This is a genomic window from Nocardiopsis oceanisediminis (assembly GCF_048595525.1).
Lineage (GTDB): Bacteria > Actinomycetota > Actinomycetes > Streptosporangiales > Streptosporangiaceae > Nocardiopsis_A > Nocardiopsis_A oceanisediminis.
The window spans coordinates 5121183-5136297 of the sequence record NZ_JAFMZJ010000001.1 but is presented as its reverse complement, the minus strand read 5'-3'; the positions used below and the strand labels follow the sequence as shown (position 1 = coordinate 5136297).

The following is a 15115-nucleotide window of genomic DNA, read 5'->3' as shown; positions in this document are numbered from 1 at the left end:
AGAACCATGTCTGCACCTAATGATTACGACCCGGTCGAGGTGACCGCGCTGCACCCGGACGAGGTCGCCCGGATGCTGGACGAGGCGCTGGCCGCGATCGCCGCCGCCGACTCCCTGGAAGCGCTCAAGGAGGCCAAGGCCGCGCACGCGGGCGACCGCTCGCCGCTGGCGCTGGCCAACCGGGAGATCGGTGCGCTCCCCCCGTCGGCCAAGGCCGAGGCGGGCAAGCGCGTCGGAGGCGCCCGGAAGAAGGTCGGCGAGGCGCTCAAGGCGCGCCAGGCCGCCCTGGAGGAGGAGCGCGACGCCCGCGTCCTCGTCGAGGAGGCCGTCGACGTCACCCTCCCCTGGGACCGGGCCCCGCGCGGCGCCCGGCACCCGATCACCACCATCGCCGAGCGGATGACCGACATCTTCGTCGGGATGGGCTTCGAGGTCGCCGAGGGCCCCGAGGTCGAGGCGGAGTGGTACAACTTCGACGCCCTCAACTTCCTGCCGGACCACCCGGCCCGCACCATGCAGGACACCTTCTTCGTCGAGGCGCCCTCCGGCGGCCCCTCCGGGCAGGTGCTGCGCACCCACACCTCCCCGGTGCAGGTCCGCGCGCTGCTCTCGCGCGAGCTGCCGGTCTACGTGGTCGCCCCCGGCACCACCTTCCGCACCGACGAGCTGGACGCCACGCACACCCCGGTCTTCCACCAGCTGGAGGGCCTGGTGGTGGACGAGGGCATCACCCTGGCGCACCTGCGCGGCGCCATCGACGCCTTCGTCGAGGGCATGTTCGGCAGCGGCCTGAAGACCCGCTTCCGGGCCTCCTACTTCCCGTTCACCGAGCCCTCGGCCGAGGTGGACATGGAGTGCTTCGTGTGCCGCGGCGCCTCGGTCGGCGACCCGGACGCCCCGTGCCGGACCTGCTCCTCGGAGGGCTGGATCGAGATCGGCGGCTGCGGCGTGGTCAACCCCCGGGTGCTCACCGCGGCCGGGGTGGACACCGAGCGCTACAGCGGCTGGGCCTTCGGGCTGGGCATCGAGCGGACCCTGATGTTCGCCAACGGTGTCAAGGACATGCACGACATGGTCGAGGGCGACGTCCGCTTCACCTCGGCCTTCGGGATGGAGGTCTGATGCGCGTCCCGCTTTCCTGGCTGCGCGCCCACGTCGATCTGCCGGAGGGCACCACCGCCCGCGGCCTGGCCTCCCGCCTCACCGAGGCCGGCCTGGAGGTCGAGACGGTCGAGTCGGTCGGCGCCGACATCACCGGCCCGCTGGTGGCCGGCCGGGTGCTGGAGATCGAGGAGCTCACCGGCTTCAAGAAGCCGATCCGCTACTGCCGGGTCGACGTCGGCTCCGCCAACGGCACCGGCGAGCCGCAGCAGATCATCTGCGGCGCCGCCAACTTCGCCGCCGGCGACCTGGTCACCGTGGCGCTGCCCGGCGCCGAGCTGCCCGGCGGCTTCAAGATCGGCTCCCGCAAGACCTACGGCCGGATGTCGGAGGGCATGATCTGCTCCGCCTCCGAGCTGGAGCTGTGGGACGACCACGCGGGCATCATGGTGCTGCCCGAGGGCACCGCGGCCCCCGGCGACGACGCCTTCTCCTACCTGCCGCTCCGCGACGAGGTGCTGGACATCGCGGTCACCCCGGACCGGGGCTACGCGCTGTCGGTCCGCGGCGTGGCGCGGGACGCCGCCGCGGTCTACGGGGTGCCGTTCCGCGACCCGGCGGCCGGCGCCGAGGACATCGCCCCCGGCGAGGGCGCGCAGCCGGCCCGGGTGGACGACGAGGCGCTCTGCGGCCGCTACGTGCTGCGCACCGTCACCGGCTTCGACCCGGAGGCGCCCACCCCGGTCTGGATGAAGCGCCGCCTCGCGCTGTGCGGGGTGCGCCCGATCTCGCTCGCCGTCGACGTCACCAACTACGTGATGATGGAGCTCGGCCAGCCGCTGCACGCCTGGGACGGCGGAGCCCTCAAGGGCGTCCTGGAGGTGCGCGCCGCCCGCCCCGGCGAGACGCTGGAGACCCTGGACCACACGGAGCGGCGGCTCGACCCGGACGACATCGTCATCGCCGACGAGCGCGGCCCGGTCAACATCGCCGGGGTGATGGGCGGCGCCGCCACCGAGATCGGCCTGTCCAGCACCGACGTGGTGATCGAGGCGGCGCTCTTCTCCGCGCCGCACATCGCCCGGACCTCGCGCCGGCACCAGCTCTCCTCGGAGTCCTCGCGCCGGTTCGAGCGCGGCGTCGACTCCGCGCTGCAGCCCGCCGCGGCCTCCCGCGCCGCCGCCCTCCTCGTCGAACTGGGCGGCGGCCGGGCCGAGCAGGGCGGCACGCACATCGGCGCCGGGGCGCCGCCGGCGCCGATCCGGATCGACGCCGGGCTGCCCGGCCGGATCGCCGGCCTGGACTACCCCCGGGAGGCGGTGCTGCGCCGGCTGGAGGAGGTCGGCTGCGCGGTGCGGGCCGACGGCGGCGCGCTGGAGGTCACCCCGCCGACCTGGCGCCCCGACCTCACCGACCCCAACGACCTCGCCGAAGAGGTCATCCGGCTGGAGGGGTACGCCAACATCCCGTCGGTGCCGCCGCGGGCCCCGGCCGGGCGCGGGCTCACCCCCACCCAGCGGCGCCGCCGCGCGGTGGGCCGGGCGCTGGCCGCCGCAGGCCACACCGAGGTGCTGAACTACCCGTTCACCGGCGAGCGCGACCTGGACGCCCTGCAGCTGGAGGCCGGCGACCCGCGCCGCTCCTCGGTCCGGCTGGCCAACCCGCTCAACGACGACGAGCCGCTGCTCCGCACCACTCTGCTGCCGGGCCTGCTCAAGACGCTGGTCCGGAACACCGGGCGGGGCTTCGCCGACGTCGCCCTGTTCGAGGCGGGCCGGGTCTACCGCCCGGTGCCGGGCGCCCCGGAGCGGGCCCCGCTGCCCGGGGTGGACCGCGCCCCCTCCGCCGAGGAGCGCGCCGGGATCGACGCCGCCCTGCCGCACCAGCCGATGCGGGTCGGCGCGGTGCTGGCCGGGCGGCGCGAGCCGGCCGGCTGGTGGGGCGAGGGCCGCCCGGCGCTGTGGGCGGACGCGGTCGCCTCCGCCCGGGAGGCGGTCATCGCCGCCGGTGCCGAGCCGATCGTCCGCGCCGACCGGCACGCCCCGTGGCACCCGGGCCGCTGCGCGGCGGTGTACGTCCTCGCCTCCGGCGAGGAGGTCCTGGTGGGCCACGCCGGCGAGCTGCACCCGCGGGTGGTCAAGGCCTTCGGGCTGCCGGAGCGGACCGCCGCCATGGAGGTCGACCTGGACCTGGTGGAGCGCGCCGCGGCCGCTCCGCGCGCCCCGGAGGTCTCCGGCTACCCGGTGGCCACCCAGGACGTGGCGCTGGTCGTGGCCTCCGAGACGCCCGCGGGCGAGGTGGAGGCGGCGCTCCGGGACGGCGCCGGCGAACTGCTGGAGGAGGTCCGGCTGTTCGACGTCTACACCGGGGAGCAGGCCGGGGAGGGGCGCAAGTCGCTCGCCTACGCGCTGCGCTTCCGCGCCCCGGACCGGACGCTGACCGCGGAGGAGGCCGGCGCCGCCCGCGACGCGGCCGTCGCCGAGGCGGCCCGCCGCACCGGGGCGGTGCTGCGCGGCTAGCCGCGGACCGAAGCGGAGGAGGCCCCGCACCGGGTGACCCGGTGCGGGGCCTCCGCGTGTCGCCGCGCCCGTTCACGCACGTCGGAGGGGTGGGAGCGAAAAAAATATCGGGCCCGTTTCCCCTGGTGGGCAAGGGTTTCAGTGCTCTCGGCGGGGGGTACCGCGCATGCCCCCGGTCATTCCGGGGAGGATTTCCTGTTTCGTCTCTTGAACGGGGCGGCTTCCGGGACTTAGCCTGCAGGCACCTGCCGCGGACCGGGCTCTCCGGACAACGCGGACCAGCTGTCTGAATTGGCGTTTCTGCGTGCCCCGGCACGCACCGGCCGACTCGGAGGTCGCCATATGACCGAAACAGTGGTTTCGTATGCGCGTGTACCGTCAGGAGAGCAGGAGCCCGGTCGCTTCTGGCACACCTTCTCCGATATGAACACCGTCGTCCAGGGCCCCAAGTTCGTCGTCGCCAGGGGCGAGGGCGTGTGGCTGTGGGACGACGCCGGGGACCGCTACCTCGACGGCACCGCGAGCCTGTGGTACTGCAACGTGGGCCACGGCCGCCGGGAGATCGCCGACGCGGTGCACCGGCAGATGACCCGGCTGGAGGCCTACACCGTCTACGGCGACTTCGCCAACGCCCCCGCGCTGGAGCTGAGCGAGCGGCTCGCCGCGCACGCCCCGGTCGCCGACCCGCGGATCATCCTCACCTGCGGCGGCGGCGAGTCCATCGAGACCGCGGCCAAGCTGGCCCGGCGGTACTTCGCGGCGCTGGGCCGGCCCGAGCGGGTGCACCTGATCTCGCGCACCGGCGGCTACCACGGGCTGCACGGCATCGGCACCGGCATCATCGGGATGGACCGGTTCCGCGAGGGCTTCGGCCCGATGGTGGAGAGCTCCTCGGTGGTCCCGCACGACTCGGCGGCCGCCCTGGAGGCGGAGATCCTGCGGGTGGGGCCGGAGCGGGTGGCGGCCTTCTTCGCCGAGCCGGTGATCGGCGCGGGCGGGGTGCACCCGCCCTCCCCGGAGTACTTCGCCTCGGTGGCCGAGATCTGCCGGCGGCACGGGGTGCTGTTCATCGTGGACAGCGTGATCTGCGGGTTCGCCCGGATGGGCAACTGGTTCGGGATCGAGCGGTTCGGGGTGAGCCCGGACATGATCGTCTTCGCCAAGGGCGTCTCCAGCGGCTACCTGCCGCTGGGCGGGGTCGTCACGGCCGGCGCGATCGCCGAGCCGTTCTGGGACCGCCCGGGAAACCCCTTCCACCACGGCACCACCTACGCCGGCCACCCGGCCTGCTCCGCGGCGGCCATGGCCAACCTGGACATCCTGGAGCGCGAGGACCTGTTCACCGTCGCGCTGGAGGTCGAGACCCACCTGGACGCGGCGATGCGGACCCTGGAGGACCACCCGCTGGTGCGCGAGGTCCGCTCCGGCACCGGGGTGATGGCCGCGGTGGAGCTCACCGAGGAGGCGCTGGTCGAGCGGGGCGTGCGCCCCGCGGACGTGTTCGCCGAGGCCCGGGCGCGCGGGGTGATCCTGCGGGCGGTGCCGAACGCGCTGCTCGTCTCGCCGCCGCTGGTCATCGCCTGGGAGCAGATCGAGCACCTGGTGTCCACGCTGCGCGCGGCCCTGGACGCGGTCGCGGCCCGCTAGCCGGGAGCGCGGCCCGGACGACGCGGAACGGGGCGGAGCGCCGAAGCGGCGCTCCGCCCCGTTCCGCGTCCCCGGCCCCGGAGGGCCTTCCGGGCGGGGCGGGGAACAGAGCGCTCCGCGGCGGTGTTAGTTTACCAGGAAGATACTTACGCCGGCGGGGAGCGGGGAGACGGGGCCATGGGGGACGCGCTGGGGGCCGACCGCGCGCGGGCGGCGGGGGAGCCCGCCGACGATGAGCTGATCACCGACTGGGGGCTGCTGGTCGAGGCGTTCAAGGCGGTGTCCCCGCTGCTGCTGGAGGGGGTGCACCCCGGCGGGGAGGAGATGTCCGGGCCCTGGTTCGAGGTGCTGCTCCGGCTGCAGCGCTCGCCCGGCCACCGGCTCCCGATGAGCGTGCTCGCCCGCGAGGTCAGCCTGAGCAGCGGGGGCTTCACCAAGCTCGCCGACCGGCTGGCGGCCAAGGGCTACCTGGCCCGGGAGTCCTGCCCGGAGGACCGCCGCGTGGTCTACGCCGCGCTCACCCCCGCCGGGAGCGAGCTCGCCGGCGAGGTGAAGACCCGCCACGCCGAGCTGCTCCGCAGGCACGTACTGGACGTGCTGGGCCCCGACGGGGTGCGCACCCTGGGCTCCCTGGCGCGCCGGCTGCGGGACAGCGCGCGGGACTGACCGGCCGATCCTGCCCGCGCACCGCCCGGGCCGCCCCGATACGCTTGGCCGGCAGCAGAACAGCAGAGGCCACGGAGGGGCGGCCCAGTGAAACTCTTCGCCAGCGCGGCCGAGATGCGCGCTGTACCCCGCTCGGAGGAGTTCCGCAACGGAGGTGTGTCCCTCTGGTACCGGGACACCGGCCTCCCCGAGCGCCGCGCGGCGCTGCCGGGCCCGGCCGACTACGACGTCTGCGTCGTCGGCGCCGGGTTCACCGGCCTGTGGACCGCCTACTACCTGCTCAGGGCCGACCCCTCGCTGCGGGTGGCGGTGCTGGAGCGGGAGTTCGCCGGGTTCGGCGCCTCCGGCAGGGGCGGCGGCCTGGTCACCGCGGACTTCCCCGGCTCGCGCGAGCAGCACGCCCGGGAGTACGGCAAGGGCGCGATGATCGCCCTGCAGCGCGCCCTGATGGCCACGGTCGACGAGATCCTCGACGTGGTCGCCGAGGAGGGCATCGACGCCGGCGCGGTCAAGGGCGGGATGCGGATCACCGCCACCAACCCGGCGCAGAAGGACCGGCTGCACGAGCGGGTGGAGCACCTGCAGGAGTGGGGCTACTGGCCCGAGGACCTGCACCTGGTCGAGCACGGCCACGAGCCCTGGCTGCGGGTGGACGGCCAGCTCGCCGCCGCCCACACCCCGCACGCCGCCCGGATCGACCCGGGCCGGCTCGCCGCCGGGCTGGCCGGGGCGGTGCGGCGGCTGGGCGCCGACCTGTTCGAGGGGACCGAGGTCACCGGGGTCCGGCCGCGGGAGGGCGAGACCCGCCCCGCGGCGCTCACCCCGGCCGGGGAGGTCCGGGCCGACGTCGTGGTGCAGGCCGTCGAGGGCTACGCCGGCGGGCTCGGCGAGGGCCGGGCCGAATGGGCCGCGGAGGCCTGCGCGATGATCGCCACCGAGCCGCTCCCCGAGCAGATGTGGGAGCACATCGGCTGGGAGGGCGGCCAGGTGCTCTCCGACGCGGCGCACTCGCCGGTCTTCGCCCAGCGCACCGCGGACGGCCGGATCGCGCTCGGCGGCCGCGGGGCGCCGCACCGGATGGGCGCCGGGGCCGCCGCCGGGGCGGCTCCGCCGCAGGCCATCGCCGAGCTGTGGCGGGTGCTGGCGCGGATGTTCCCGGCCGCCGCCGAGGTCCCGGTGGCGCACGCCTGGGCCGGGCCGACCGGGGTGCCCGCGGACCGCCGCCCCCGGGTCGGGCTGGACGGCGCGACCGGGCTGGCCTGGGCAGGCGGCTACTCCGGCAGCGGCGTCGCGCTGGCCAACCTGGCCGGGCGGACCCTGCGCGACCTGGTCCTGGGCGAGCGCGGCGACCTGGCCCGGCTGCCCTGGGCCTCCGGTGCCGACGGCGCCGCGCACCCGCTGCGCCGGCTGGGCGGCAAGGTCGCGCACGGCCTCTACCGGGGCGCCGACCGCCGGGAGACCAGCCGGCTGTCCACCACCTCGCGGCTGGCCGCGGTCGCCTCCAGGATCACCGGGCATAGATAATTTATCCAGTAGGTTGCATAAAATTCCAGTCGGGTGCATGATGGTCCCATCGGGACCTGACGGCACCTGGACGGGAGTTGCGAGCATGGGGTACACGGCGGCGATCGCCGGAGCCAGCGGCTACGCGGGAGGCGAGCTGCTGCGCATCCTGCTCGGCCACCCGTCGATCGAGATCGGCGCGGTGACCGCGGGCGGCAACGCCGGCACCCGCCTCGGCGAGCACCAGCCCCACCTGGCCCCGCTGGCCGACCGCGTCCTCGCCGAGACCACCCCCGAGGTGCTCGCCGGCCACGACGTTGTCTTCCTCGCCCTGCCGCACGGCCGCTCCGCCGAGATCGCCACCGCCCTCGGCGACGCCGCGCTCATCGTCGACTGCGGCGCCGACTTCCGGCTCGCCGACGCCGACGCCTGGCAGCGGTTCTACGGCTCCGAGCACGCCGGCACCTGGCCCTACGGCCTGCCCGAGCTGCCCGGGCAGCGCGAGGCGCTCACCGGGGCCCGCCGGGTCGCGGTGCCCGGCTGCCACGTCACCACCGCCACCCTCGCGCTCCTCCCCGCGCTCGCCGACGGCCTGGCCTCCGCCGAGGACCTGGTGGTCGTCGCGGTCACCGGCACCTCCGGCGCCGGCCGCTCGCTCAAACCCAACCTGCTCGGCAGCGAGGTCATGGGATCGGTCGCGCCCTACGGCGTGGGCGGCGTGCACCGGCACAACCCGGAGATCGTGCAGAACCTGTCCCGGGTCGCCGGCGGCCCGGTCACCCTCTCCTTCACCCCGGTCCTCGCCCCGATGCCCCGCGGCATCCTGGCCACCTGCACCGCCCGGATCGCACCCGGCACCGGCGCCGCGGCCGTCCGCGCCGCCTACGAGCGACGATTCGAGGCCGAGCCCTTCGTGCACCTGCTGCCCGAGGGCACCTGGCCCACCACCGGCATGACCCTGGGCGCCAACACGGCCCTGGTCCAGGTCACCGTCGACGAGGCCGCCGGGCGGATGGTCGCCTGCGCCGCCCTCGACAACCTGGCCAAGGGGACGGCGGGCGGAGCGGTGCAGAGCGCCAACATCGCGCTCGGCCTCCCCGAGACCGCCGGCCTGCCCACCGCCGCCGTCGCCCCCTGACCGGCGCCCCTCCGAACCCTTCACGCCCGAAAGGCCCCACCGTGAGCGTCACCGCACCCCGCGGTTTCCGTGCCGCCGGCGTCGCCGCCGGCCTCAAGTCCGACGACGCCCGGGACGTCGCCGTCGTGATCAACGACGGGCCGTCCCGCGCCGCCGCCGCCGTCTTCACCCGCAACCGGGTCAAGGCCGCCCCCGTGCTCTGGTCCGAGCAGGTCGCCAAGGGCGGCCGGGTCCGCGCCGTGCTGCTCAACTCCGGCGGCGCCAACGCCTGCACCGGCGCGCCCGGCTTCGCCGACGCGCACACCACCGCCGAGCGGACCGCCGACGCCCTGGGCGACTCCGCCGCCGAGGTCCTGGTCTGCTCCACCGGCCTGATCGGCGAGCGGCTGCCCATGCCCGAACTGCTCTCCGGGGTGGACACCGCCGTCGCCGCGGCCGCCCGGGACGGCGGCCTGGACGCCGCCGACGCGATCCGCACCACCGACAGCGTCGCCAAGATCTCCTTCCGCCGCGGCGACGGCTACACCGTCGGCGGCATGGCCAAGGGCGCCGGCATGCTCGCCCCCGCCCTGGCCACCATGCTCGCCGTGGTCACCACCGACGCCGACCTCACCGCCGAGCAGTGCGACCGGCTGCTCCGCGCCGCCACCGCCGCCTCCTTCGACCGGATCGACGCCGACGGCTGCATGTCCACCAACGACACCGTGGTGCTGATGGCCTCCGGCGCCTCCGGGACCGCCCCCGACGAGCAGGCCTTCGCCGCGCTGCTCGCCGAGGTCTGCGACGACCTCGCCCGGCAGATGGTCGCCGACGCCGAGGGCGCCACCAAGTCCATCGCCATCGAGGTGATCCGCGCCGCCGACGAGGACGACGCCCTGGAGGCGGCCCGCGCGGTGGCCCGCAACAACCTCTTCAAGTGCGCGATGTACGGGGAGGACCCCAACTGGGGCCGGGTGCTGGCCGCGGTCGGCACCACCTCCGCCGCCTTCGAACCGGACCGGCTCGACGTCGCCATCAACGGCGTGTGGGTCTGCCGCAAGGGCGGCGTCGGCGAGGACCGCTCCCGGGTCGACCTCACCGGCCGGGACGTCACCGTCACCGTCGACCTGTCCGCCGGCGGCGCCTCGGCCACCGTGTGGACCACCGACCTCACCAACGAATACGTCCACGAGAACTCGGCGTACTCCTCATGAACTCCCGCAAGCAGGCCATGGACAAGGCCGACACCCTGATCGAGGCGCTCCCCTGGATGAGCCGCTTCCACGGGCGCACCGTCGTCGTCAAGTACGGCGGCAACGCCATGACCGACCCCGAGCTGCAGGACCGCTTCGCCGAGACCGTCGTCTTCCTCCGCTACGCCGGGCTCCGCCCGGTCGTGGTGCACGGCGGCGGCCCGCAGATCAAGGCCCACCTGGAGCGGGTCGGTCTGGAGAGCCGGTTCGCCGGCGGGCTCCGGGTCACCGACGAGGCCACCATGGACATCGTCCGGATGGTCCTGGTCGGCCAGGTCAACCGGGACATCGTCGGCCGGATCAACCGGCACGGCCCGTTCGCCGTCGGCATCTCCGGCGAGGACGCCCGGCTGATGACCGCCGAGCGCAAGCCCGCCCTGGTGGACGGCGAACCGGTCGACATCGGCCTGGTCGGCGAGGTCGTCGACGTCGACGCCGGAGTGGTCGCCACGCTGCTCGACGACGGCCGCATCCCGGTCGTCTCCAGCGTCGCCCGCGCCCAGGGCGACGGCGAGACCGTGTACAACGTCAACGCCGACACCGCGGCGGCGGCGCTGGCCGTCGGGCTGGAGGCGAGCAAGCTCATCATGCTCACCGACATCGAGGGCCTCTACGCCGACTACCCCGCCTGCGAGGAGCTGATCAGCAGGCTCACCGCCTCCGAACTGGAGGCCCTCCTCCCGGAGCTCGCCTCGGGCATGGTCCCCAAGATGGAGGCCTGCCTGCGCGCCGTGCGCGGCGGCGTCCCCCAGGCGCACGTCCTCGACGGCCGCACCCCCAACTCCATGCTCCTGGAGGTCTTCACCAACGACGGCGTCGGCACCATGGTCGTCGCCGAAGCAGACCGGCCCCTCGGAGGCGTCCCGGCATGACCACCGACAGAACCCCCGGGCCCGCGACCCGGGCCCTGCAGGCCCGCTTCGAAGCGGCCCTGATGCCCAACTACGGGGTGCCGCCCCTGGCGCTGGCCCGCGGCGAGGGGAGCAGGGCCACCGACGCCGACGGCCGCGAGTACCTCGACCTGATCGCCGGCATCGCCGTCTCCGCCCTCGGCCACGGCCACCCCGCGCTGGCCAAGGCCGTCGCCGAGCAGGCCGCGGCGCTCGCCCACACCTCCAACCTGTTCCTGCACGAGCGCGAGGTGGAACTGGCGGAGCGGCTCCAGGCGCTGCTCGGCGACACCACCGCCCGGGTCTTCCTGGCCAACTCCGGCACCGAGGCCAACGAGGCCGCGGCCAAACTGGCCAAGCGCGCCGCCGGCCCCGGCCGCACCGCCTTCGTCGCCACCGAGAACGGCTTCCACGGCCGCAGCGCCGGCGCCCTCGCGCTCACCGGCAAGGCCGCCATCCGCGAGCCGTTCGGCCCGTTCGGCACCGAGGTGCGGTTCGTCCCGTACGGCGACGCCGACGCGCTGGCCGCCGCGGTCGACGAGACCGTCGCCGCGGTCTTCGTGGAGCCCGCCCAGGGCGAGGCCGGCGTGGTGGTCCCGCCCGCCGGCCACCTGGCCCGGGTCCGCGAGATCTGCGACGCCGCGGGCGCCGCCTTCGTGCTCGACGAGATCCAGAGCGGCATCGGCCGCACCGGCCACTGGTTCGCCCACCAGGCCGAGGGCGTCCGCCCCGACATCCTCACCCTGGCCAAGGGGCTCGGCGGCGGGCTGCCGATCGGCGCCTGCGTCGGCTTCGGCCGCTACGCCGCCGCCTTCGCCAAGGGCGACCACGGCTCCACCTTCGGCGGCAACCCGGTCGCCGCCGCCGCGGCCCTGGCGGTGCTCGACACCGTCGAGGCCGACGGCCTGCTGGAGAACGCCGCTGCCACCGGCGCGCTGCTCGCCGAGGGCATCCGCGCCGCGGACCACCCGCTGATCGCCGGGGTGCGCGGCACCGGGCTGTGGCTCGGCGTCGAGCTGTCCTCCGAGGCCGCCCCCGCGGTGCAGGCCGCGGCCGCCCGGCACGGCTTCCTGGTGAACGCCGTCGCCCCCGCCGTGATCCGGCTCGCCCCTCCGCTCATCCTCACCGCAGCCGAAGCCCGGGAGTTCACCGGCGCGCTGCCCGCCATCCTCGACGAGGTGACCGCATGACCTCCACCGTCCGGCACTTCCTCCGCGACGACGACCTGACCCCCGCGGAGCAGGCGAAGGTCCTCGACCTGGCCGACGCCCTCAAGCAGGACCGGTTCTCCCGGCGCCCGCTGGAGGGCCCGGAGACCGTCGCCGTCATCTTCGACAAGGCCTCCACCCGCACCCGGATCTCCTTCGCGGTGGGCATCGCCGACCTCGGCGGCCAGCCCCTGGTGATCGACTCCCAGGGCAGCCAGATGGGCCGCGGCGAACCCGTCGCCGACACCGCCCGCGTGCTGGAGCGCCAGGTCGCCGCGGTCGTCTGGCGCACCTTCGCCCAGGAGGGCCTGGAGGAGATGGCCCGGCACAGCTCGGTGCCGGTGGTCAACGCGCTCTCCGACACCTACCACCCCTGCCAGATCCTCGCCGACCTGCAGACCGTGCGCGAGCGCAGGGGCCGCACCCAGGGCCTCGTCCTCGCCTACTTCGGCGACGGCGCCAACAACATGGCCCACTCCTACCTGCTCGGCGGCGCCACCGCCGGGATGCACGTGCGGATCGCCGCCCCCGAGGGCTACCGGCCCGACCCGGCGGTGCTCGCCCGCGCCGAGGCGATCGCCGCCGAGACCGGCGGGTCGGCCACCGTGCTCGGCTCCGCGGACGAGGCCGCCGCCGGCGCCGACGTGCTCGCCACCGACGCCTGGACCTCGATGGGCCAGGAGGCCGAGGCCGCCGACCGGGTCGCCCCCTTCCTCGGCTTCGCGGTCGACGACGCCCGGCTGGCCCTCGCCTCCGACGACGCGGTCGTGCTGCACTGCCTGCCCGCCTACCGCGGCCAGGAGATCACCGCCTCGGTCCTGGACGGCCCGGCCAGCGCGGTCTGGGACGAGGCGGAGAACCGCAGGCACGCCCAGAAGGCCCTGCTCTGCTTCCTGCTGGACGCCGCCCGGGAGGAGAGGCGACGATGAGCTCGGAGGGCGCCCTCTCGGCCCCGATGACCAAGGCCGCGCGGCACGCCCGGATCACCGAGGTGCTGACCCGCAACGACGTCCGGTCCCAGGGCGAACTGGCCCGGCTGCTCGCCGAGGCCGGCGTGCAGGTCGCCCAGGCCACCCTCTCCCGGGACCTGGACGAGCTCGGCGCGGTGAAGCTGCGCACCCCGGACGGGGACCTCATCTACCGGCTGCCCGGCGAGGGCGGCGAGCGGCTGCAGCGGGCCGGCGGCGGCGGGCTGGACCTGGGCGCCTCGGCCGGCTCCCGGCTCACCCGGATCGCCGAGGAGCTGCTGGTCTCGGCGGAGGCCTCGGCCAACATGGTGGTGGTCCGCACCCCGCCCGGGGCCGCCCAGTACCTGGCCTCGGCGATCGACCACACCGACTTCCCGGCCATCCTCGGCACCATCGCCGGGGACGACACCATCCTGGTGGTCTCCCGCGACCCCCAGGGCGGCGAGGAGCTCGCCGCGGCGCTGCTCCGGCTGGCCGATCGCAGGACCTGACCCGCGGCGCGCCGCCGCGGTGGCACGATCGGTGCACGGGGGAGGCCGGCGGCCTCCCCGGCCGGCCCCGGACCGGGACGCGGCCCCGCGGCCCCCGGCGGGCGCGGGGCCGCGGCGTCGGAGCGGCCGCCGCGACCGGAACCCCCCGAACACGACGGCACACGACAGCAAAGGAACCCCGACCGTGAGCAACCCAGAGGTGACCCGGCTTTGGGGAGGCCGCTTCGCCGGCGGACCCTCCGACGCGCTCGCCGCGCTCTCCCTGAGCACCCACTTCGACTGGCGGCTCGCCCGGCACGACATCGCCGGCTCCAGGGCGCACGCCCGGGTGCTGCGCTCCGCCGGGCTGCTCACCGCCGACGAGCTGGAGGCCATGCTCGCGGGCCTGGACCGGCTGGAGGCCGACGTCGCCTCCGGCGACTTCACCCCCGTCCTGGAGGACGAGGACGTGCACACCGCGCTGGAGCGCGGCTTCATCGAGCGCGTCGGCCCCGAGCTGGGCGGGCGGCTGCGCGCCGGCCGCTCCCGCAACGACCAGATCGCCACCCTGGTCCGGATGTACCTGCGCGAGGAGGCCCGCGGCATCGCCGGCGAGCTGCTCGACCTGGTCTCCGCACTCGCCGACCAGGCCGAGGCCAACGCCGCGGTGGCCATGCCCGGCCGCACCCACCTGCAGCACGCCCAGCCGGTGCTCCTCGCCCACCACCTGCTCGCGCACGCCTGGCCGCTGCTGCGCGACGTGGAGCGGCTGCGCGACTGGGACCGGCGCGCCGCGGTGTCGCCCTACGGGTCCGGCGCGCTGGCCGGCTCCTCCCTCGGCCTGGACCCCGAGGCGGTCGCCGCCGAACTCGGCTTCCCGGCCTCCGCGGAGAACTCCATCGACGGCACCGCCGCCCGCGACGTGGTCGCCGAGTTCGGCTTCGCCGCCGCGATGACCGGGGTGGACCTCTCCCGGATCTCCGAGGAGATCATCCTCTGGGCCACCAAGGAGTTCTCCTTCGCCACCCTGGACGACGCCTACTCCACCGGGTCGTCGATCATGCCGCAGAAGAAGAACCCCGACATCGCCGAGCTGGCCCGGGGCAAGTCCGGCCGGCTCATCGGCGACCTGGCCGGGCTGCTCACCACGCTCAAGGGGCTGCCGCTGGCCTACAACCGGGACCTCCAGGAGGACAAGGAGCCGGTGTTCGACGCGGTGGACACCCTGCGCCTGCTGCTGCCCGCGTTCACCGGCATGGTCGCCACCCTGCGGTTCAACGGCGAGCGGATGGCCGAACTGGCCCCGCAGGGCTTCTCGCTGGCCACCGACATCGCCGAGTGGCTGGTCCGGCAGCGGGTGCCGTTCCGCGAGGCGCACGAGATCGCCGGCGCCTGCGTCCGGGTCTGCGAGGAGCGCGGCATCGACCTGCCGGACCTCTCCGACGCCGACCTCGCGGCCGTCTCCGGGCACCTCACCCCGCAGGTGCGCGAGGTGCTCACCGTGGAGGGCTCGATGGCCTCCCGCTCCGCCAAGGGCGGCACCGCGCCGGCCCGCGTCGGCGAGCAGCTGGCCCGGGTCCGGGCCCTGGCCGCCGGGTACCGGAAGGACTTCGCCGAGGCCGCCCCGCGGTAGCGCCCGGGAGGGCTCTGCGAGCGCGCCGAGGGCCCCGGCGGGACGGCACGGACCACCCGGTCCGCACCGTCCCGCCGGGGCCCTTCCGCGCCTCCGCCTCGGCGCCGCTCCGACCGGGCCCACCAGCCGCTCCGCCCCCG

General features: G+C 75.5%; 12 protein-coding genes. All 12 read left to right on the top strand.

Annotated elements, in window-relative coordinates:
- The first annotated feature begins 6 nt into the window (after positions 1–6).
- The 12 genes from pheS to argH all read left to right on the top strand — a co-directional run bounded on the left by pheS (position 7) and on the right by argH (position 14975).
- On the top strand, positions 7–1122 hold the full coding sequence (gene pheS / locus J0910_RS22450; RefSeq protein WP_420160515.1) for a phenylalanine--tRNA ligase subunit alpha: 1116 nt from the start codon (positions 7–9) through the stop codon (positions 1120–1122).
- The gene (gene pheT, locus J0910_RS22445) at positions 1122–3620 is read left to right on the top strand and encodes a phenylalanine--tRNA ligase subunit beta (RefSeq protein WP_420160514.1); all 2499 of its coding nucleotides are present in this window, start codon (positions 1122–1124) and stop codon (positions 3618–3620) included. Before pheS ends, pheT begins: the two co-directional genes overlap by 1 nt.
- Before the next feature lie 423 nt (positions 3621–4043).
- On the top strand, positions 4044–5267 hold the full coding sequence (locus J0910_RS22440) for an aminotransferase family protein (RefSeq protein ID WP_420160513.1): 1224 nt from the start codon (positions 4044–4046) through the stop codon (positions 5265–5267).
- Between the two features lie 177 nt (positions 5268–5444).
- Complete coding sequence (locus J0910_RS22435; RefSeq protein ID WP_420160512.1) at positions 5445–5933, top strand: MarR family winged helix-turn-helix transcriptional regulator; 489 nt, start codon at positions 5445–5447, stop codon at positions 5931–5933.
- An 87-nt stretch (positions 5934–6020) separates the two neighbouring features.
- On the top strand, positions 6021–7457 hold the full coding sequence (locus tag J0910_RS22430; RefSeq protein WP_420160511.1) for an NAD(P)/FAD-dependent oxidoreductase: 1437 nt from the start codon (positions 6021–6023) through the stop codon (positions 7455–7457).
- A gap of 85 nt (positions 7458–7542) precedes the next feature.
- On the top strand, positions 7543–8574 hold the full coding sequence (gene argC / locus J0910_RS22425) for an N-acetyl-gamma-glutamyl-phosphate reductase (protein WP_420160510.1): 1032 nt from the start codon (positions 7543–7545) through the stop codon (positions 8572–8574).
- Positions 8575–8615: 41 nt separating this feature from the next.
- The gene (argJ, locus tag J0910_RS22420; RefSeq protein ID WP_420160509.1) at positions 8616–9767 is read left to right on the top strand and encodes a bifunctional glutamate N-acetyltransferase/amino-acid acetyltransferase ArgJ; all 1152 of its coding nucleotides are present in this window, start codon (positions 8616–8618) and stop codon (positions 9765–9767) included.
- Positions 9764–10678 (top strand): acetylglutamate kinase, encoded by a 915-nt coding sequence (argB, locus tag J0910_RS22415; protein WP_420160508.1) that lies wholly within the window; start codon positions 9764–9766, stop codon positions 10676–10678. The genes argJ and argB overlap by 4 nt, the downstream gene beginning before the upstream one ends.
- Positions 10675–11886, top strand: a complete 1212-nt coding sequence (locus J0910_RS22410) for an acetylornithine transaminase (RefSeq protein WP_420160507.1) — start codon at positions 10675–10677, stop codon at positions 11884–11886. The genes argB and J0910_RS22410 overlap by 4 nt, the downstream gene beginning before the upstream one ends.
- Entirely contained in the window at positions 11883–12833 is a 951-nt protein-coding gene (gene argF, locus J0910_RS22405; RefSeq protein ID WP_420160506.1) for an ornithine carbamoyltransferase, read from the top strand. Before J0910_RS22410 ends, argF begins: the two co-directional genes overlap by 4 nt.
- A complete protein-coding gene (locus tag J0910_RS22400; RefSeq protein WP_420160505.1) occupies positions 12830–13363 on the top strand; it encodes an arginine repressor in 534 nt (177 codons plus the stop codon). Before argF ends, J0910_RS22400 begins: the two co-directional genes overlap by 4 nt.
- A gap of 184 nt (positions 13364–13547) precedes the next feature.
- Positions 13548–14975: an argininosuccinate lyase gene (argH, locus tag J0910_RS22395; RefSeq protein WP_420160504.1), complete on the top strand. Its 1428-nt coding sequence runs from the start codon at positions 13548–13550 to the stop codon at positions 14973–14975.
- The last annotated feature ends 140 nt before the right edge of the window (positions 14976–15115 follow it).